Genomic DNA, 20,513 nt, shown 5'->3' on the forward strand with positions numbered 1-20,513 from the left:
CATGCCACCCTTGGCCCAAAGGTACAGCAACGTTTTTGTCACATACCCCCCTCAAACACCATGCCGAACACTACTGGCAGGAGTGCCCATCGTACCTCAGATCTTCGGCTCCCAGCCTTTCCGGTACCCACCGTCGCGGCCCCAGAGCTTCATCGCCTCGGCATTGTCCAGCACCTTGCCGGTCTTGGGATCGCATTTCACCACGGTGTTGGTGCGGTAGGCCATGTTGCCCAGGTGGCACATCATGGTGCTCTTCTGGCCTTCTTCGATGGGGCTGTTGAGCTTGGCATTGCCACGAATGGCCTCGATGAAATTGCCCATGTGTGCGGGGTCGCCGCCACCAGCGGCCTTGCTCTTGCTGACCTCGGCGCCTTTGGGGTCGTAGATGGTCCAGGAGTCGCGCGCGATGCCCATGGTGCCGTTGTCGCCGTAAAAGATCACCTCGGCCAGCGGCTTTTCGGCGGCGCGCGGGTGGCTGCTGCTCTGCACCCACTCGCAGCCGGCGTGGCCGAAATCATACACGGCTGTGCCGGTGTCCGGCGTCTCCTGGGCGTCCTGGTAGAAGTAGCGGCCGCCGTTGTAGGTGGTGCGCAGGGGGTAGTCTCCCTTGAGGCCCCAGCGCAGGATGTCCAGGGTGTGGATGCCGTTATTGCCCAGCTCGCCATTGCCCCAGTGCCAGAACCAGTGCCAGTCGTAGTGGGCCAGCTTTTTGAAGTCGTGCTTCACATCATCCGGCACGGGGCCCTGCCACAGGTCGTAGTCGATGTCCGGAGAAGCGGGCTTCTCGTTGGTAGCCACGGATTTGCGGGTGTTGTAGTAAAAGCCGCGGCCGTAGCGCACGGGGCCGATGGCGCCGCCGTGCAGGGCCTCGATGGCCTCCTTCATCCAGGTGCGGCGCTGATTGCCCATTTGCACGAGGCGGTCGTATTTCTTCGAGGCGGCCACGATCATCTCGGCCTCCTGCGCGTTCTGGCTGCCGGGCTTTTCCACATAGACGTGCTTTCCGGCCTGCATGCACAGCAGCGCGGCGGGGGTATGCCAGAAGTTCGGCGTGGCGATGAAGACGGCGTCCAGCGTCTTGTCGTCCAAAATGGTGCGGAAGTCCTTCACGCCCACGCAGGAGACTTTCTGTGTGTCATTCACCACCTTGAGCCCTGCCTCCAGGCGTTTGGGGTCCACTTCAGCCAGATAGGCGATCTCCACGTTCGGGAGCTTGAGCAGCGCCTGTACGTGCTGCATGCCGCGCCCCAGCGCCACCACGGCCACCTTCACCTTCTTTCCGGCCTCATCTGCCGCGTAGAGTTTTGGAAGAGCGGAGGCTGCGGCAAGCACGGACGTTTGATGGAAAAAAGTGCGGCGGTTCATGATGGTGAGACCAAATCGGTGCCGGGGGGCTGGGTCTTGCGGCCAATCAAATCTTCCTCCTCCTCCCTTTGAGTGCCCATCGTTACCGCCCCCGGGAGGAGGAGTATGAGGAAGAGCAGGAGCAGGATTGCCAAAACGCCCTTTTTGCGCCAAGAATCCCCTTCACATGACTTTCGCCGACCTCCACCGCATCTATCACCAGCCCTTTTTCGACCTCCTCAAGCAGGCCCGCGCCGTGCATGACGAGCACTGGACCGGCAACGAGGTGCAGCTCTGCACCCTGCTGAGCATCAAGACCGGCGGCTGCAGCGAGGACTGCGGCTACTGCGCCCAGAGCGCCCGCTACAGCACCGGCGTGCAGGCGGAGAAGCTGCTGCCCAAGGAGCAGATCCTGGACCGTGCCCTGGCCGCCCGCGCCAGCGGCTCCACCCGCTTCTGCATGGGCGCCGCCTGGAAGGGCGTGCGCAAAGGCACTCAGAAGTTTGACCAGGTGCTCGATATCGTCCGCGATGTGTCCAAGCTCGGCATGGAGGTCTGCGTGACCCTCGGCGAACTCGGTGCGGAAGAAGCCGCCGACCTCAAGGAAGCCGGTGTCACCGCCTACAACCACAACGTGGACACCTCCCCGGAGCACTACCCGAACATCGTCAGCACCCACTCCTTTGAGGACCGCCTGCGCACCATCCGCCACGCGCAGGATGCTGGCATGTCCGTCTGCTGCGGCGGCATCCTCGGCCTGGGCGAGACCATCGACGACCGCCTGAAAATGCTGGAGGTCATCTCCAACTTCAATCCCCAGCCCGAGAGCATCCCGATCAACGCCCTCATGCCCATCAAAGGCACGCCGATGGGCGACAACGAAGTCGTCGATTCCTTCGCCTTCATCCGCATGATCGCGGTGACCCGCATCGCCGTGCCAAAGGCCAAGGTGCGCCTCAGCGCCGGTCGTACGAACCTGAGCCGTGAAGCCCAGGCCCTCGCCTATTTCGCCGGTGCCAACTCCATTTTCTACGGAGACAAACTCCTCACCGCCGCCAATCCGCGCGCCAACGAGGACATGAAACTCCTCCGCGACCTCGGCCTCGCCCCCCAGGCTCCGAACCCGGACATGGAAGCCCCCGAGGCCACCGAAGGCCGCCCCCTCATGCCCTGCTGCACCGAGGAGCACGCGTGTGAGATGGAGAAGGCGAACGGGTGCTGTTAGACAATTACTTGATCATGCATGCCTGGATGAAAACCGTCATCGCAGGCGTGCTGATTGAGGCTGTGCTCTTTGCTGCCATGAATATGGCACCGAGTGGTCCTTGCGGGCCTGCAACTCAATGGGGTGTGCTCTTGGTTTTGCTGCACATTCCTTCAGCCGCGATTCTCTACCCGGTGGCTTGGATGCTGCCGGATGAGCGATGGGTCGCACCCCTTTGGTTTGTCTCCTCCAGTCTGATCTGGGCGTTGTTGATTCACGGCTGCCTCGCGTTAGTCAGAAGCCTGCGACCTTGACCGAAATCACACCGCCGCCTTCAACAACCTCGCCAGATACATTCCCGCTGTCTTTCCTACCTCCACCACTTCGGCATGGTGCAGCGTCTGTGCACGCAATCCCGCGGCCCAGTTGGTGAGCATTGAAATACCTGCGACCTCCATGCCCAGAGCACGCGCTTGAATGGCCTCGGGCACGGTGGACATGCCAACGGCATCCGCACCCAGCGTGCGCAGCATGCGGATTTCCGCCGGTGTTTCATACTGCGGACCCAGCAGCCCGGCATAGATGCCTGCGTGCAGCTTCAGGCCGATCTCCACACTGGCGGCGTGGAACTTCTCGCACCACGTGCGTGAATAGACCTCACTCATGTCATGGAAGTTCGGGCCGCCGAGCAGCGGTGTGGTGCCTTGCAGATTGATGTGGTCGGTGATGAGCATCAGCCCGCCCACATGAAAGCTCTCGTGGATGGCACCGGCTGCATTCGTGAGGACGATGCGCCGCACGCCGATCTCATGCATGAAGCGGATGCCTGCCGTCACCTCATGCGCCGTCAGTCCTTCGTAGAGATGTCTGCGGCCCTGCGCCAGCAGGATGGGTTTGCCATGATGCTGCGCCAGCACGAAGCGCCCCGCATGCCCCGGCACCGTGGAGGCGCTGAGGCCGGGGATGTCCGAGTACGGAATCTCAAGGTATTGGGGTCTCCCGACCCCCAGCTCGGGGTCAGGAGACCCCGGCGCCTTGGTGCCAAAAGCCTCCGCCACACTACCGAGGCCGGAGCCGAGTACGATGGCGGTTTCAGGACGGGCGTTTTGAAGAGCAGTGAGCGACATGGGCGTGAGCAAAGTGGTCCGCACAGTCCTCTGTGCGGGGATCGCCGTCACGAGACGCTTGTTCCATCGCACAGGGGACTGTGCGGACCACTATCTGGCGGCAATGCGTGCCTTCAACTCCTCATGCAGTCTCTTCACCTCCGGCATGGCGATGCCAGCGGCAGCAGCCCGGCGCATGGGCTCACCCCAGATGGCGTCCAGCTCGACCTCGCTGCCGGCGAGGAAATCGATGAGGCTGCTGGGCTTGTAGGCGGACATGGTGCGCGTACGCTCGATCATGTCATCAATCAGCGAAAGTGGGATTTCATGCCCGAGCCGTCCTGCGGTGGCGATGATCTCACGCATCAGATCGCGCACACGTTTTTCCAAAATCGGATCGGCTAGGATGGCGGCGGTGTCCTTGCCACCTGCGGCGATGGAGAGGCCGTTGAAGGGGATGTTCCAGACGAGCTTCTTCCACCTCGCCGCGATGAGGCTGGGCTCCACGCGACACTGAATGCCGCAGCGCTGAAACTCCGCCGCCAGATCATGCGTGCGTGGCTGCGGTGCGCCGCTGTGTTCTCCCAGAGAGATCTGCCCCTGCGCGATGTGATGGATCACGCCGGGTGAGATGCGATTGATGCACACAAAGCACAGCCCGCCGAGCACGCGCTCGGAGCCGAAGTGCCGCGCCAGAAAGTCATCGCTGCCCAGGCCGTTTTGCAGCGTCAGGATCATCGTGTCTTCCTTCAGCAGCGGCGGCAGCAAGGAGAGCAGCGCCTCATTGGCTGTGGCCTTCATGGCGATGATCACCAGGTCGCAAGGACCGATCTCAGCCGTGCTGCGGCGGCAGAGCACCTGCGGCAGGGAGAAGTCTCCATGCAGGCTGCGGATCTGCAGTCCATGCTGCTTCACATGCTCGTAGTCCGAGCGCATGAGGAAATGCACTTCATGACCATGCTGCGCCAGACGCCCGCCATAGTAGCAGCCGACGGCGCCGGAGCCGATGATGGCGATGCGGGGGTGATCGAGATTCATGTCCCTAGTCTGCGTGGCGTCAGCGATTCTTCAAATCATCATGCGAATACGCGGCAGCGAATTTGGAGTGCGGCACGCGGAGCTGCCGCTTTCGAGTGTCTCGTGGTGTGCGTGTGGTTGTGAGGCTGCGAGAAGCCAATGGCTCCCGCTTTCGGAAGGTTCTTGGTGTGCGCTTGCTTTTCAGCACGGCGAAAGCGGTAGCTGCGGTCGTTCCTCCCTCCGCGACCGCACTCCAAATTGGCTGGCGCACTACTTCACCATCAAATAATGCCGCGTCTTGCCATGCCGCTGCTTGTTGGTCAGCGGTGGCAGGTCGAGGTGGAAGAAGTGGCGCAGGGTCTTGGTGTGGTGCTTGAGCGTCTGCTTGGCGGCCTCCTTCAGCTCCTTCCATCTGCGCCACGGATGATCAGGCGCGTGCGTGATGTGGCGCAGGAGGCTCAGCCATTCCACATAAGCACGTGAGATGTCTCCCTCCGCGATGCCGGCTTTGAGATCCTGCGCGCCGGGTTGTTCAGGATGCAGCAGGGCATCGAGCAGCTCGGCAGCGCCTTCGCCGTAGTCTTCCGGCAGGCCGTTGTCGAGATAGCCCTGATGATTGACGAAGCCGTAGGTGCCACGGCAGACCGCTGCGAGACGCTCGGAGCCGCAGGTGAGCGGCAGGTCAAATTTGGAGCCGCTGCGCAGATTGGCCATGTGGTGCACCAGTTCGTCGGCGTGGTAGCTCTCATCCTCCAGCGCGGCCACCACGGCCAGCCCTTCGCCATGCTGGAAGAAGCTGAAGATCTCCCCGCGCCGAGTGGGCACGCCATCGGCATCGATGAGCCCGAGAGAGCGCCAGGAGTGAATGGGCGACCCACCGCGCGGCTGGCGATCTGTGGTGGTGGTCTCGGCGGTGTTCACGCCGGTTTCATTCCTCACCACGATGCTGCGCTCCTGCGGCATGAAAAGCAGACGGCCAGGCGCGTCTTCATAGGCCATCACCTCGACGGGCGAGAGGTCAAAGCAGGCGAAGACGAGATTCTCCTTCATCACCGTGCCGATGAATTCCGGGGCCACATCCTGGATGGCCTCCTCCACGCTGGCGAGGATGTGCCGGGCCAGCTCTCCCGCATGCAGCACGGTGATCTCCTCCAATGGCACTGTCTCCGCATGGCGCGGCAGTTTGAGCAGCCTGCGGATAGATTTGGTGGGCTTCACCTGATCTTCCACCGGCGTGCCGAGGCTGACCTCCACGCCGTAGATCACATCCTTCTCGCGGCGGATTTTTCCCACTCGCCCGATGCCATGAGCGAACTTGGCGGCAAAGGCAGGCACGCCCAGCAGGGCATGCACACGGCTCAGCGGCACGCGATGCAGCGCATGCTTGTGTTTGCGCTCCCACTCGCCGTAGGAGTTCAGTATCTGCTTCTCCGTGGCTTCGAGGCCGAAGAGCGCCTTGGCGTTTTCATGCTTTGGCTGCACTACATCCGGCTCCAGCTCTTCCAGCCCGAGCAGTGGCGGCACTTTGGCAAAGAGCCTGCCCGCAAAGCGTGTGGCCGCATCAAAGGGGTTCTCCTTCTGCAGAGCGGCATGCTTCATCACGCGCAGAAAGATGGGCCAGGCCAGCAGCTCGCTGCGGTGCAGGCGTGCGGGGCGTGCATCAAAGATGGAGGGGCTGTCGCGGCTGGTGATGACGTGGCCTTTGTCATCCAGCCCGCGTCTTCCGGCGCGGCCGTACATCTGCAGCAGCTCATCAGGTGTCAGCTTGTGCTCGCTTTTGCCGTCATGAAAAGTGGTGCCCGCCACATGCACGCTGCGCACGGAGAAATTGATCCCTGCTGCGAGTCCCATCGTGGCCACGATGACGCGGAGCTGGCCCGCCTTGGCCAGAGGCTCGATCACCCCCGCGCGTGCGCCATACGAGAGGCCACTGTGATGGAAGGCGATGCGTTTCTCGATCAGGGTGGAGAGGTCCTTGCCGCAGACGGCACGCTGCTCCGGTGTGAGCTCCATCGGATCTCCCAGCGGCAGATCGGCGGCCAGCCTGCGTGCAATGGATTCCGCCTCTTTGCGGCGTGGGGCAAAGATGAGCAGAGGTGCCAGATCCGACATCATCACCGATGCGGCAAAGCGCGGCCAGTAGTTGTGAAACTGCTTCTGCCGCTGCGGCAGCGCCTCCATGGGCACCTCCTCCAGCGGCACGGGGCGTTCGCGCGTCATCACCACCTCCGCCTTGCGGCCCAGGCTCGTCAGCCATGTCGCCACATCCTCGGGATTCGCCACGGAGCCGCTGAGCAGCAGCAGGCGTGTGTCCAGTGGAGCCAGAGCAATGGTGGCCTCGTAGTTCGCACCGCGCGAGTGGTCTGAGATCATCTGGTATTCATCGATGACCAGCAGCGCGGGCCCCTCGCCGCGCACGAGCCGCTCAAGCTGCGTCTCCAGCGTGGCCACCACCACGGGTGCATCCACGTTCTCAGCAATGTCTCCGGTGGCGATGCCCACATTCCACTTCGCCTCCTTCCACTCCGCATACTTGTCATTCGCCAGCGCGCGGGTGGGCACGGTGTAAATGGCCTGCCCCTGCAAATGGCGGCCTTGATGCAGCAGCTCAAAGATGTACGTCTTCCCTGCCCCGGTCGGCGCGCTCACCACCACATCGCTGCCGGTGCGCAGCAGATTCACCGCCTGGTGCTGCCAGGGATCGGGAAGCTTGAGCTGGTTGAGGGATGGGAGCATCTCTTTGAGGTTGGACGCGGCGATGCTCGCGCCTAGTATCGATTCATGGCCTTTGCAAGATTCATCAACGTTCCTTCTCTGATTCGCGGACGATTGAAAAGCTTTCTCAGCACCTGGCTTGTCTCAGGTCTTCTCACGCTGCTGGCCGCATGCAGCTCCAACACCATGAGGATGGGCCGTTATGACGGCAGCACCGGCGAAACCAGCACGACGGTGTACTCCAAGTACTACGACAACGGCGACTGGCTGCTGAAAGACCGGCTGGGCATCGTCATCCTGGTGGATCATGACAAAAAGAAGATCCCCGTCGCGCAGGGCACGGCGCAGGCGCTGGGTGCTCTGGGGCCGCGTGACGCGTTGGCTTCCGGCAAGCTGTCGCTGGCTCTGTGGAATTTCGACTCCGTGTCTCATCAGGTGAAGTTCAAGCGCATGATCGTGACCAGCGGCGTGATGGATTTTCAAAACGTGGTGGTCACCGCTGCGCCGCATGAGCTGGTGGAAAGCGAGGCTGGCAGCTTTCCGATTTCCAATTATGGCACCTCCATCCATGCAGTTCTTGAGCTGGAGGTGGAGGGAAAACCACGCCGCATCGAGCTCGACCTGCCACGGCGGACCACGGCACAGCTCAAGCAGTATTTCTCCGAAGGCGCGGCGCGCCCGTATCCCTGGGGCGCGCGCAAAGTCACGGAGCAGGCGGCTGCACTGCGGCGATGAGTGAGCGCAGGTTCTCCCGAGCACACGCCTCAAAGCGTTTCTGTGCCCAGGCGGTGAGATAGATCTGCGGTCGTGCAAGGAAGCCGCGCAGGATTTCCGCACGCTTCTCAGCATACACGGCCTGCGGCACCCAGGAATACTCTGCGCGTATCTGCCGCTCATACTCCATCACGCGCTCAATTGGCTGTGCGAAGATGGCGAGATCGATGTCGATGATCCACGCATCATCCGGCCCGTTTCCCGGCTGGTGCGACTTTGTCAGCAGGATGAGCCGCGCCACCTCGCGCGACTGGTCGCTTTCTCCCAAGGCCTCCATGGCCATCTGCGCGCTGAGTTCTTCGTTGTTGCCAGCCTGCGGGTCATAGACTGCATCATGAAACCACAGCGCTATCTCGATGAGGTCTGGATTTGCCATCAATCCGGCAGCCCTGGCTTCATCAAAGACGAGCAGGCATTCTTCCAAATGCTGGAGAGTGTGGTAGGCGCGCTGGGGCTCTGTGTAGGAGGTGGCAAGCCGTTCATGCCACGCCGTGCCATCGCCGGGCATGCCGCAGCAATTCCAGAGAGCCTGCCACTTTTGCAGATTGGCATAATGGAGGAACATATAAATTTACGGCTGGAGTGCGCATGACGATGCTTCATCGGGTATTCACCCGCCAGCGGAAGGTTTCAGCGGCGAGTTATTCACAGCAATCATCTCGTGCCAGCGCTTGAATCCCCATCACAGCGCGGTATCGCTGAGTGCACACATGGATTGCCGCCAAAATGAAATCGTTTCCAGCCTCATGGCCTCGTATCACGAGGTGGGCGGGATCAACCACGTCGACTGCGGCAACCTGCCGTCCAAGCGCGCCATCGCGACCCTGTGCGAAGATCTGCTGCATCTGCTCTTTCCTGGATTCTTTTCCGATGAAGCCGTGACCTCCCAGGAGCTGGAGCTCATGACGAATGAGCTCGTCGCCAGCATCCGTGAGCGACTCAACATCGAAGTGCGCCGCAGCCTGCGGCTGAATGGCAGCCACGAAAACCGCGATGCTGAGGCGGCCGACATCGTGTGCAGCTTTCTCATGCGCCTTGCCGAGGTGCGTGCCCTCCTGAAGACCGATGTGGAGGCTGCCTATGAGGGCGACCCCGCCGCGCGCGGCTTTGAGGAGATCATCCTCGCGTATCCGGGGCTGGAGGCCATCGCCATCCAGCGCACGGCGCATGTGCTTTATCAGAAAAACGTGCCCGTCATTCCGCGCATGATGACCGAGTGGGCACACAGCCGCACGGGGATCGACATCCATCCCGGTGCGGAGATCGGCACGCACTTTTTTATTGATCATGGCACTGGCGTGGTCATTGGCGAGACGGCCACCATCGGGAAGCATGTGAAGCTCTACCAAGGCGTCGGCCTCGTGGCACGCTCGCTGGCTGCCGGGCAGGCGCTGCGCGGCAAGAAGCGCCACCCCACGCTGGAAGACCACGTGACGGTGTATGCCAATGCGACCATTGTCGGCGGAGATACCGTCATCGGTGCGCGCAGCACCATCGGCGCGAATGTGTTTATTCTGGAATCCGTGGCTCCTGACATGCTCTACGCCCTGGGAGAGCAGGAGCACAAAGTGCACGTCAAAAAGAAGAAGTGAGCATGCTCGATCTCTCCCAGCTCAATCTGGATTTTTCCGCGCTGCCCCCATGGGTGCCCTTCCGCTCTGTGCGTGAGCTGGAGCCGGCACCGCCCCCTGCGGCAGAGGCCGCCGGGCCCATCCAAGACGGGCGTGATCCCGAGCTGGAAGAGCAGGTGCGCGCCATGCTGCTGGCGCTGGATCTGCCGGGCGGGGCCAAGCTGGTGACCGTGACGTGGAACTCCCGCCTGCGCAGCACCGCGGGCTATGCACGCTATCCGGGCTGGTCCATCGAGCTGAACCCCCTGCTGCGCGACTTTGAAGGGCAGGTGGAGCGTACGCTGAAGCATGAGCTGGCGCACCTGATCGCCTATCACCGGAGCGGCCGCAGGCGCATCGAGCCCCATGGCCGTGAGTGGAGACAGGCGTGCGCAGACCTCGGCATCCCCGGAGAAAAGGCGCAGCACCGCCTGCCGCTGCCGAGGAATGAAGTCGAGCGCAAGCTCACCTACGCATGCCCCGCGTGCCAGACGACGGTGCAGCGTGTGCGCAAATTCCGCCGCCCCACCGCCTGCCTGCGCTGCTGCCGCCAGCACGCCGGTGGTCAGTATGACGGACGCTTCCGCCTGGTGCTGGTGGCGCAGGGCTGAAAGTTCAGCAGGGGCGCTTTTCTGTTTGCTGATTTGTTGAACGAATGCATTACGAACTTCCACTGTTTCGTGGATTGCTGTAAAAGGTCCCTCAAGCCAGAATAGGACGGAATACTAAACTTCTTTCAAAATTTGCATTCATCCATGAAATCATACCTGCTGATCATTGCGCTGGGCTTTTCTTTGACCGCCGGAGCCCAAGAGGCATCCGATGAGCGTTTTGTGGGCCCTCCGATTGATGTCTCCTCCTGGAAATATCAGCGGGCGCTGCAGTTCAGCCAGAGTGGTGTGGTGGAGTTGGATCTCGACCCTTTGGTGTTCATGCATTCGGGCAATGGTCTGGACGACGTGCGCATCGTGCGTGCAGGGCGCCAGTTGCCGTTTGTCGCAGTGAAACCGGGGGCAGATCGCAGCGTGGAAGTGTCCGTTGCGGAAGTGATCGACCCTAAAACTCCCCTTCTCTCCAAATGGGATATCAAGCTGCCAGCCCCTGACTTTCCAGCCACCGGACTGCTCTTTGAAACCGGCAGGCCTTCATTTCAGTACACTCTCAGCGTCACTGAGATCACGGAAACCAAGGCAGGGAACCAGGAAAAGCCTCTCGGCAATGGCACCTGGCTGCGCAGACCCGGCGAAGCCGCCAGCCCCTTCCAGCTGCTGCTCAAGACTCCGCCTCACAGCGATACGATTCGCATGACTGCCACAGACGGAAGCACCCCGCGTCTGGAGATCACCTCGGCGCGTGCCATGTATCCCTTGGTTCGGCTGTTGTTTCGTGTGTCTAACTCCGAGCCTGTTTACCTCTGCTATGGCAACCCACAGGCGTTGAATCCGCGATACGACATGCAGGTCAGCCGCCGCGATTTCATGACCACCGCCAAAATCGTTGCCACGCTCGGACCGGAGGAAAAGCCCTCGCCCCATGCCGCCGGCATCAATCACGTGGTAGGCAACTTCACCTGGAATCTGGACTCGATCAAATTCAAGATCCTTGGCATGGTCACGGACTTTGACCGGACCAATCAGTGGCATGTGCTCGGCCTTTGCGTGGCAGTGTTACTGCTCGTGAAAATTCTCAAGAGGATCCTTTTCGGCAGAAGGTCGTAATACGCCTGAGGGCGTGTAGACGGCGCCTCACGGGTAGAGGGCAAAAGGTGACGGTGTTTGCAAGGACCTCGATTCCGAGTTTTGCACACGCTGCCCTCTTCACCTCCCCCCTTGCAACCCCGCCCCTCATGCGGACGTTATCTCTTCTACCCCAACCATGAGCGAAACGTCCGCACAGCCCCCCAAATATACCAACGCCCTCGCCAAGGAACGCTCGCCCTACCTGCTGCAGCATGCCCACAATCCGGTGAACTGGCTGCCCTGGGGCGAGGAGGCTTTCAAGAAAGCCAAGGCCGAGGACAAGCCCATCTTTCTCTCCTCCGGCTACTCCACCTGCCACTGGTGCCACGTGATGGAGCGCGAGTCGTTTGAAAACGAGGAGACGGCCAAGCTGATCAACGACCACTTCATTCCCATCAAGGTGGACCGCGAGGAACGTCCTGACGTGGACCTCACCTACATGACCTACGTGCAGGCGGCCAGCGGCCACGGCGGCTGGCCGATGAATGTCTTCCTCACGCCCGATCTGAAGCCCTTCTACGGCGGCACTTACTACCCGCCGGAGAATTCACCCGGGCGTATCGGCTTCAAGAACCTGCTCAATGAACTGCACAAGGTGTGGACCGAGGACCGCAAGGGCATCGACGAACGCGCTGCGCGCTCCGTGGAGAAACTGCAGGAGCATCTGGACAACGAGAACACCGCGCTGGCGGACATCAATCACGAGACGCTGGTGCAGAAGGCCTACGATGATCTCTCCGGCTCCTTCGATTATCATGAAGGCGGCTTTGGCAGCGCGCCCAAGTTCCCCCGCCCCACCACGCTGAACCTGCTGATGCGCGTGCATCGCATCTTTGCCGAGCGTAAGGGCGAAGACCGCGAGTCCGAGAGCAACTGGGCCATGGAGATGACGGTGAAAACGCTGCGCGGCATGGCCAATGGCGGCATGCGCGACCACATCGGCGGCGGCTTCCATCGCTACAGCGTGGACGGCTATTGGCACATCCCGCATTACGAAAAAATGCTCTATGATCAGGGGCAGCTGCTCACCGCCTATACCGAGGGCTGGCAGCTCACGCAGAATGTGCTGTTTGAAAACATCGTGCGCAGCACCGTGGACTATGCGAAGCGCGACCTGCGGCACGCGGAGGGCGGCTTCTTCTCCGCCGAGGATGCCGACAGCCTGGCCAGCGCCGATGCCGAGCACAAAACCGAAGGCGCCTTCTACGTGTGGAAAGCCGCTGAGATCGACGAGATCCTCGGCAAGGAAGACGGCAACATCTTCCGCTATGCCTACGGCGCACGCCGCGATGGCAACGCCCGCCACGAGAGCGATCCGCATGGCGAGCTCAAAGGCTTGAATACTCTCTACCGTGCCGTCTCCTTCAAGAAGACCGGGGAGTACTTCAAGAAGTCGCCGGAGGAGGTCAAAACCATCATCGACGGGAGCATCGCCAAGCTCTTTGAAGCCCGCTCCAAACGCCCGCGTCCGCATCGCGACGACAAAGTCATCGCCGCCTGGAATGGCCTCATGATCTCCGGCCTGGCCCGTGCCGGAGCTGCCTTTGGCGATGCCGAGATGATCAAGCTCTCAGCCGGTGCGGCGCAGTTTCTGCACGATCAGCTCTGCACCACACCCGGCAAGGAGCTGCACCGCTCCTGGCGCGCAGGTGTGCGTGGTCCGCGTGCCTTCTCCATCGACTACGCCTGCCTCATCCACGGCCTCATTGATCTCTATCAGGCCAGCTTTGATGTAAAATGGCTGCAATGGGCCGCCGCCCTGCAGACCGAGATGGACGCGCTCTTTCTCGATGCGCAGCACGGCGGCTACTACAGCGTGCACACCGACATGCCCAACAGCGTCCTCCGCATCAAGGAAGACTACGACGGTGCCGAGCCCTCGCCCAACTCCCTCGCTGCGCTCAACCTCGTGCGCCTGAGCGCGCTGCTCGCCAAAGACGAGTGGAAGAAGCAGGCGGAGAAAATCTTCGTCCTCTTCGGATCCACCCTGCAAAGCAGCCCATCCTCTGTGCCGGTGATGGCCATGGCCTTCGACATGGATTTCCGTGGCAAGCAGCAGATCGTTCTCGCCGGCGATTCTGGCAGCGCCGATTTCAAGAAGCTGGCTGCCAACGTGCATCGTCGGTTTCTGCCGACGGCGGTGATTCTCAGTGCGGACGGCGGGGCAGGCCAGCAATGGCTCGCCACGCACAACGAAGCCCTCGCCGGCATGAAACCCGTGGATGGGAAGCCAGCGGCGTATGTGTGCCAGAACTTCGCGTGCCAGGCTCCGGTGACGACGGTGGAGGGATTGGAGAAGGTGCTGGGGAAGTGAATACCACTCAATTCATGGCCAACTGTTCCCGATGCAAATACATGGTGCTTTCTGGCCTGTTAGTGGTCAGTACATGCATTTTTTCGTCCTGCCAATCCGACAGGACGCTTCAGCATTCGAAGCTACAGCAGGCAGCCATGCGCTCGATGACGGATGTGGAGCGTCAGATCGCATTAAATAACCAGTACAGAGCTGACTATGCAGCCAGATACTCTGTCTATCGATGCGAAAATCCTGGTTTGCCAGTGATCCAATCTTACAAGCCGCCCACCGACAACAATTACAGCATTATTGTGTCGAAATTACGTCCTATCGAACTTGCGCCCAGCATCGTTGTCCGCATACAACTGGGCAAAGTGATCTGGGTTAAAGATCGTAATGGGCCTCGTCGAACGAGCACCCGTCACATTCTTGAAGTTGCAGGCAGGGAAATGGCTCGCGCTGAAGGGCTGCTGACGAAATCGAGTGACGGTAGAATTTCGGGAAATTCAACCATCCAATTTAATGAAGCCACTCACGAAGTTCTCATCGAAGATTTCATTGGTGGCGCTGGAGCACGATACCGACACATTGCTTTCCTTCCTGAGCATGGAAGCGCACTTGGAAAAGATGACCTGCCATTCAAATGGCGCACGGTATATGTTGATCTGCCGAGTCATGTCTTAGTTGGCAGCGAGTTGGGAGAAATTGGAAAGGTGCATGGAATTCTGAATGGTAAGATCTATGTTGAAATGAACGGCCAATTTTATGCTTTCCCTGTGGATGATTTCGTGGAGGAAAAATTGGAGTTCACCCTCGGCTGAATCGGTTTCACGAAGGCTCTCTAGGCGGCTGCGACCCCTGGCTATCTTCTGTGATCCCTTCGGGATCGTGGCGGTTGGCAACCGAGGCAGAATCGATGCCGACTGTGGTGCCAGCATTCGTCCACGATACCGCTTTCTTTTCATCATCCCGAGCGCCCGTTTGCCTCGGCGGGGCGTATCGCTACTCTCGCACCCTCATGTCTCGTGCCGCTCCAAAATCCGCTGCCAGAAAGTCTCTCGATGATGTCATTCGCATTCGTGGGGCGCGGCAGAACAATCTGAAGGGGATCGATCTCGATCTGCCGCTGGGAAAGCTCAATGTCATCACAGGGCCGAGCGGCTCGGGCAAATCCTCGCTGGCATTCGATACGATCTACGCAGAAGGCCAACGGCGCTATGTGGAGACGTTCTCCCCCTACACGCGGCAGTTTTTTGAGCGCATGGACAAGCCGAAGGTGGACGCCATTGAAGGCATACCGCCGGCGATTGCCATCGAGCAGGTGAACAACATGCGCAGCACGCGCTCGACGGTCGGCACGATCACGGAGATCAATGACTACCTGAAGATGCTCTTCCCGCGTCTGGCGGAGGCCACGTGCCCGTCTTGCCAGAGACCGGTGAGGCCGGAGTCGCCGGAGAGCATTCTTAACGAGCTGCTGAGCGGGCATGCGGGCAAACAGGCGCTGATTTTGTTTCCTGTGGCGGTGCCGAAGAGCGCGGTGACGGCGGACTTTGCGGCGTTTCTGCAATCGCAGGGCTTTCTGCGTGTCTGGCTGTATGGAAATGTGATTCGTCTGGATGATGAGGACGCGCTCAGAGGCCGCAAGCTGCCCGGTCAGGTGCTGGTGGTGCAGGACCGCATCGTGCTGGAGACGAAGCAACGCGCGCGTGTGAGCGAGGCGCTGGAGGCGGCACTGCGCTACGGCAAGGGGAAAGTCGCCGTGAGCATCGACGACAAGACCTTGCATTTCTCCACCGACTGGAGCTGCGCGGACTGCGGCATCACGCTCCCGGCGCCGACGCCGGGCTTGTTCAGCTTTAACAGCCCCATCGGCGCATGCCCCACCTGCCGTGGCTTTGGCCGCACGCTGGGCCTGGACATGCGCAAGGCCATCCCCGATGAGTCGCTGAGCATCAATCAAGGTCTGGTGCGTCCTTTTCAGGGCAGCACGTATGGCGAATCCCAGCTGGACCTGGAGCGCGCGGCACGGAAGCGCGGCATCGACATTCACAAGCCGTTTGAGGATTACTCAGCGGAAGACCGCAGGTGGCTCATTGAAGGCACGCGGGATGATCCCGAGGAGGCCTACAATCGTGGCGAATGGTATGGCGTACGCGGGTTCTTCAAATGGCAGGAGTCGCGCAGCTATAAGATGCATGTGCGCGTCTTCCTCAGCCGCTACCGCGCTTATACGGAGTGTGGCGACTGCGGTGGCGGGCGTTTGAAAAAGGAGGCGTACAATTTCCGCATCGGCACGCACACAATCGCCGACCTCTCGCGCCTGCCGGTAAGCGATCTGCATCCGCTCGCGCTGTCGTGGCCGATCAAGGAAAGCGATCACGTGGCCACCATGCTGCGCGGAGAGATCGTCAGCCGTCTGAGCTACATGGACCGCGCGGGCTTGGGCTACCTGAACCTGGACCGCCAGACGCGTACGCTTAGCGGCGGCGAGCTGCAGCGAGTGAACCTGACGACCTGTCTCGGCGCCTCGCTGGTAAACACGCTCTTTGTTTTGGACGAGCCCAGCATCGGCCTGCATCCGCGCGACATCGGCCGCCTCATCGGCGTGATGGAGGGCCTGCGCGACAAGGGCAACACGCTGCTCGTCGTGGAGCACGAAGAAGCCGTGATGCGCAGCGCGGACAACCTCATCGACATCGGTCCCGGCCGTGGCGAAAAAGGCGGCGAGCTGGTGTACAGCGGCCCGCTGGACAAGCTGGGTGCGAAGGTGAAGTCGCTGACCGGAGATTACTTGTTTGGGAGGAAGAGCGTGCCGGTTCCCGCTCAGAGACGTTCAGTTTCAAGTTTAAAGTCTCAAGTTACAAGTTCAGCATCCGAGAAGGTCAAAGCTGGGCGCAAGGGACAACTTGAAACTGCAAACCAGAAGCCTGGAACTCTCTCCATCCGTGGCGCGCGGCAGAACAATCTCAAGAAGCTGGATGTGGACATCCCGCTGGGGGTGTTTTGCTGCATCACAGGTGTGAGCGGATCGGGCAAATCCACGCTGGTGCACGAGGTGCTGTATCGCAACCTGCAGCGCCTGCGCGGCGAGGTGTGTGAGGAGGAGCCTGGGCTTGTGAGCAAGATCTCGGGCCACGAAAAGCTGCATCAGGTGGTGATGGTGGACCAGTCGCCGCTGGCACGTACGCCGCGTTCCACACCGGCGGTGTTTTTGGGCGCGTTTGATCACATCCGCACGCTTTTCAGCGAAACGGAAGACGCCAAGGCGCAGGGCATCATGCCCGGATTCTTCAGCTTCAACTCCGGCGAAGGGCGCTGCGAGCGCTGCGCGGGCAATGGCTTTGAAAAGATCGAGATGCAGTTCCTCAGCGACCTGTATGTGACCTGCCCCGAGTGCGAGGGGCGGCGCTACCAGCCGCATGCGCTCAAAATCCTGCTGCACGGCCGCAGCATTCACGACGTGCTGGGCATGACGGCAGAGGCCGCGGTAGAGTGGTTTGGCGGACCGCTTTTTGAGTCGTCTAAGAAGGCCGCGCAGATCGTCACGCAGCTGCGCCTGCTGAACGAGGCTGGCCTCGGGTACCTGAAGCTGGGCCAACCGCTGAACACGCTCTCTGGTGGTGAAGCGCAGCGCCTCAAGCTCATCGGCCATCTGATTGAAAGTCCCGCAGGCACTTCTGCTGGCAGCCTGCTGCTGCTGGATGAGCCCACCACGGGCCTGCATTTTGACGACATCGCGCTTCTCGTGAAGCTGATGCAGCGTCTCGTGGATGAAGGCCACAGCCTGCTCGTCATCGAGCACAACCTGGAGGTCATCAAATGCGCCGACTGGGTCATCGATCTCGGGCCGGATGGCGGCGAGGCGGGCGGCACGCTCGTCGTCGAGGGTACGCCGGAGGGGGTGGCAGAGTGCAGTGCGTCGCATACCGGAACATATCTCAAGCAGGTGCTGGGCTCCGGGTCAGTCGTTCGGGAAACACCCCGTGCGAGCGCTCCAGAGAGAGCTAAAACCCTAACGACGAACACGATCAGCATCCGTGGTGCACGCGAGCACAATCTGAAAAACATCTCGGTGGATATTCCGCGCGATGAGTTTGTGGTGGTCACGGGGCTGAGCGGATCGGGCAAGTCCTCGCTGGCGTTTGACCTCATCTTTGCCGAAGGGCAGCGGCGCTTTCTGGACAGCATGTCTGTCTATGCGCGCACGTTTGTGGAGCAGATGGAAAAGCCGGAGGTGGACCTCATCACCGGCGTGCCGCCCACCGTCGCCATTGAGCAGCGCATCTCGCGCGGCGGCGGCAAATCCACCGTGGCCACGGTCACGGAGGTGTATCATTTCCTGCGCCTGCTCTTTTCCAAGCTGGGTACGCAGTACTGCCCCACGTGCAACGTGCCGGTGAAGAAGCAGAGCGTGCAGGCCATCCTGAAAACGGTGCAGCAGCACCTGCGCAGCAGCGGTGGGCACCTGATGGCGCCGCTGATCAAGGCGCGCAAAGGCTTCCACACTGACGTGGCCGAAAACGCGGCCAAGCATGGCATCGAGACGCTGCTCGTGGATGGCGAGTTCCGCGACACGATGGGCTTCAAGAAGCTGGAGCGTTTCAAGGAACATACCATCGACGCCGTCATCGCCCGTGTTTCCAAAGAGGACGATGCCGACCAGCTCCGCAGCCACATTGAAGCCGCGCTGAAGATGGGCAAGGGCACGATCAAGCTGCGCATCAACGACAAGACCACGCACGTGCTCAGCACGGAGATGAGCTGCCCCTCCTGCGGTCTGTCCTTTGAAGAGCTGGACCCGCGCCTTTTCAGTTTCAACAGCCCCCACGGCTGGTGCAAAGACTGCCGCGGCTTTGGCGTCACCGGGCACAGGAGCGATCACAGCGACCGTGCGCCAGATGTCTCCGTGCTGGAGGCGGAACTGGAAGAGGAGCGCCGCTTTGCCAGTGCGGATGACGAGGAGGAAAAACCACGCGAGATCTGCCCGAGCTGCCAGGGCAGTCGCATCAATGAGATCGGCCGCGCCGTGCAGCTGCAGGGCACGCGCATTCAGCAGTTTGCCGGCCTCACGGCGGGAGACGCGGGCAGGCTGCTGGCCAAGCTGAAGTTTGAAGGCACGGAGGCTATCATCGCGCGGGACATCGTGAAGGAGATCGCGCAGCGCTTGCAGTTCATGCAGGAGGTGGGGCTGGGCTATCTGCAGCTCAACCGCAGTGCGGACACGCTCAGCGGCGGCGAGGCGCAGCGCATCCGTCTTTCCGCGCAGCTGGGCAGCAATCTGCGTGGCGTGCTTTATGTGCTGGATGAGCCCACCATCGGCCTGCATCCGCGCGACAATGAGCGGCTGCTCGACACGCTGAGCGCGCTGCGGGACAAGGGCAACTCACTGCTCGTGGTGGAGCACGATGACGAGACGATGAAGCGCGCGGACACGATCCTCGATCTCGGACCGGGCGCGGGCAAGTTCGGCGGGCAGATCGTGGCGCAGGGCACGCTGCCGCAGATTTTGAAGAACAAGCACAGCGTCACCGGCGCCAGCCTGCGCACCCCCATGCAGCACCCAGTGCATGGCAAGCGCCGCCCGCTGCCCGCCGCCAAGTCCAAGGACGGCTGGCTGCACCTGACCGGCGCCACGGTGAACAATCTCAAAAACGTGGACGTGTCCTTCCCCCTGGGCCGCCTGACCGTGCTCACGGGCGTCAGCGGCAGCGGCAAGAGCTCGCTGATGCATGGCGCGCTCTCACCTGCGGTGCGCGAGAAGATCAGCAAGACCAAGCAGAAGTTTACGAAGACCTGGAAGAACCTCACCGGCTGCGAAAACCTGCAGACCGTACATGAGGTGGATCAGTCCCCCATCGGCAAGACCAGCCGCTCCTGCCCGGCCACCTATGTGGGCGTGCTGGACGACATCCGCGCACTCTTTGCGCAGGTGCCGCTGGCGCGTACCCGAGGTTACACGGCCAGCCGCTTTTCCTTCAACACCGAAGGCGGCCGCTGCGAAACCTGCGGCGGCAACGGCGAGATCAAGGTGGAGATGGCCTTCCTGCCCACCACCCGCGTGCACTGCGAGACCTGCAACGGTCAGCGCTTCAACGCCGCCACGCTGGAGATCGAGTACAACGGCAAAAACATCGGCGATGTGTTGCGCATGAGCATCACCGAGGCGGCGGAGTTCTTCGCCTCCGTGCAGAAGATCGCACGCCCGCTCAAGCTGCTGGCAGACACCGGCCTGGGCTACCTCCAGCTCGGCCAGCCCAGCCCCACGCTCAGCGGCGGCGAGGCGCAGCGCATCAAGCTCGTCACTGAACTGCGCAGTGGCGACGGCCGCACAGCCAAGGAGCGGCTGAAGGGCATCACCGTGGCCGGAAAGCGCAATCTGTATCTCATTGAGGAACCCACCATCGGCCTGCACATGCAGGATGTGGCACGCCTCATTGATGTGCTGCACCGCCTCGTGGATGAAGGCCACACCGTCATCGTCATCGAGCACCACCCCGATGTCTATGCCGAAGCCGACTACCTCATCGATATCGGCCCCGAAGCCGGGCCTGAAGGTGGGAAGCTGGTGGCCGCAGGCACGCCGGAGCAGGTGAAGAAGTGCAAGGGGAGCCAGACGGCGAGGTTTTTGTGAGGGCAGTTTGAGCTTGAGTAGAGAGTCGCCTTCGGAGAGGCTTTCTTTATAAAAGCCCTTCTGCTTTTGTTGTT

14 protein-coding genes are annotated in these 20,513 nt (G+C 61.3%); 9 read left to right on the forward strand and 5 right to left on the reverse strand.

Annotated features, from left to right (window positions below; translation table 11 throughout):
* Positions 1 to 96: 96 nt before the first annotated feature.
* Complete coding sequence (locus tag HNQ65_RS25825; RefSeq protein WP_184344638.1) at positions 97 to 1,365, reverse strand: Gfo/Idh/MocA family protein; 1,269 nt, start codon at positions 1,363 to 1,365, stop codon at positions 97 to 99.
* A 166-nt stretch (positions 1,366 to 1,531) separates the two neighbouring features.
* Here HNQ65_RS25825 and bioB point away from each other — a divergent pair, with 166 nt between their 5' ends.
* Positions 1,532 to 2,569, forward strand: coding sequence for a biotin synthase BioB (bioB, locus tag HNQ65_RS25830; RefSeq protein WP_184344640.1), 1,038 nt, complete (start codon positions 1,532 to 1,534; stop codon positions 2,567 to 2,569).
* A 26-nt stretch (positions 2,570 to 2,595) separates the two neighbouring features.
* The gene (locus HNQ65_RS25835) at positions 2,596 to 2,862 is read left to right on the forward strand and encodes a hypothetical protein (protein ID WP_184344642.1); all 267 of its coding nucleotides are present in this window, start codon (positions 2,596 to 2,598) and stop codon (positions 2,860 to 2,862) included.
* A 6-nt stretch (positions 2,863 to 2,868) separates the two neighbouring features.
* On the opposite strand, the gene HNQ65_RS25840 is transcribed toward HNQ65_RS25835, so the two are convergent.
* From HNQ65_RS25840 to HNQ65_RS25850, 3 genes are all read right to left on the reverse strand, one after another.
* Positions 2,869 to 3,675, reverse strand: a complete 807-nt coding sequence (locus HNQ65_RS25840) for a purine-nucleoside phosphorylase (RefSeq protein WP_184344644.1) — start codon at positions 3,673 to 3,675, stop codon at positions 2,869 to 2,871.
* A gap of 90 nt (positions 3,676 to 3,765) precedes the next feature.
* Positions 3,766 to 4,692: a 2-dehydropantoate 2-reductase gene (locus tag HNQ65_RS25845; protein ID WP_184344647.1), complete on the reverse strand. Its 927-nt coding sequence runs from the start codon at positions 4,690 to 4,692 to the stop codon at positions 3,766 to 3,768.
* Between the two features lie 249 nt (positions 4,693 to 4,941).
* Positions 4,942 to 7,407: a DEAD/DEAH box helicase gene (locus HNQ65_RS25850; RefSeq protein ID WP_184344649.1), complete on the reverse strand. Its 2,466-nt coding sequence runs from the start codon at positions 7,405 to 7,407 to the stop codon at positions 4,942 to 4,944.
* 93 nt (positions 7,408 to 7,500) lie between these two features.
* On the opposite strand from HNQ65_RS25850, the gene HNQ65_RS25855 reads away from it, so the two are divergent.
* Positions 7,501 to 8,121, forward strand: a complete 621-nt coding sequence (locus HNQ65_RS25855) for a hypothetical protein (RefSeq protein WP_221306306.1) — start codon at positions 7,501 to 7,503, stop codon at positions 8,119 to 8,121.
* On the opposite strand, the gene HNQ65_RS25860 is transcribed toward HNQ65_RS25855, so the two are convergent.
* Positions 8,090 to 8,725 (reverse strand): HD domain-containing protein, encoded by a 636-nt coding sequence (locus HNQ65_RS25860; RefSeq protein ID WP_184344653.1) that lies wholly within the window; start codon positions 8,723 to 8,725, stop codon positions 8,090 to 8,092. The genes HNQ65_RS25855 and HNQ65_RS25860 overlap by 32 nt on opposite strands.
* 145 nt (positions 8,726 to 8,870) lie before the next feature.
* Between HNQ65_RS25860 and epsC the strand changes: the two genes are divergently transcribed.
* The 6 genes from epsC to HNQ65_RS25890 all read left to right on the forward strand — a co-directional run bounded on the left by epsC (position 8,871) and on the right by HNQ65_RS25890 (position 20,439).
* A complete protein-coding gene (epsC, locus tag HNQ65_RS25865; protein ID WP_184344655.1) occupies positions 8,871 to 9,752 on the forward strand; it encodes a serine O-acetyltransferase EpsC in 882 nt (293 codons plus the stop codon).
* 2 nt (positions 9,753 to 9,754) lie between these two features.
* The gene (locus HNQ65_RS25870; RefSeq protein WP_184344657.1) at positions 9,755 to 10,381 is read left to right on the forward strand and encodes a SprT family zinc-dependent metalloprotease; all 627 of its coding nucleotides are present in this window, start codon (positions 9,755 to 9,757) and stop codon (positions 10,379 to 10,381) included.
* A gap of 144 nt (positions 10,382 to 10,525) precedes the next feature.
* Positions 10,526 to 11,488: a hypothetical protein gene (locus HNQ65_RS25875; RefSeq protein WP_184344659.1), complete on the forward strand. Its 963-nt coding sequence runs from the start codon at positions 10,526 to 10,528 to the stop codon at positions 11,486 to 11,488.
* Positions 11,489 to 11,645: 157 nt separating this feature from the next.
* The gene (locus tag HNQ65_RS25880) at positions 11,646 to 13,823 is read left to right on the forward strand and encodes a thioredoxin domain-containing protein (RefSeq protein WP_184344661.1); all 2,178 of its coding nucleotides are present in this window, start codon (positions 11,646 to 11,648) and stop codon (positions 13,821 to 13,823) included.
* 14 nt (positions 13,824 to 13,837) lie between these two features.
* Positions 13,838 to 14,626 (forward strand): hypothetical protein, encoded by a 789-nt coding sequence (locus HNQ65_RS25885; RefSeq protein ID WP_184344663.1) that lies wholly within the window; start codon positions 13,838 to 13,840, stop codon positions 14,624 to 14,626.
* 197 nt (positions 14,627 to 14,823) lie between these two features.
* Positions 14,824 to 20,439, forward strand: coding sequence for an excinuclease ABC subunit UvrA (locus HNQ65_RS25890; protein ID WP_184344665.1), 5,616 nt, complete (start codon positions 14,824 to 14,826; stop codon positions 20,437 to 20,439).
* Positions 20,440 to 20,513 lie beyond the last annotated feature (74 nt).

The sequence above is a fragment of the Prosthecobacter vanneervenii genome, assembly GCF_014203095.1.
In the GTDB taxonomy this organism is placed as follows: Bacteria; Verrucomicrobiota; Verrucomicrobiia; order Verrucomicrobiales; family Verrucomicrobiaceae; genus Prosthecobacter; species Prosthecobacter vanneervenii.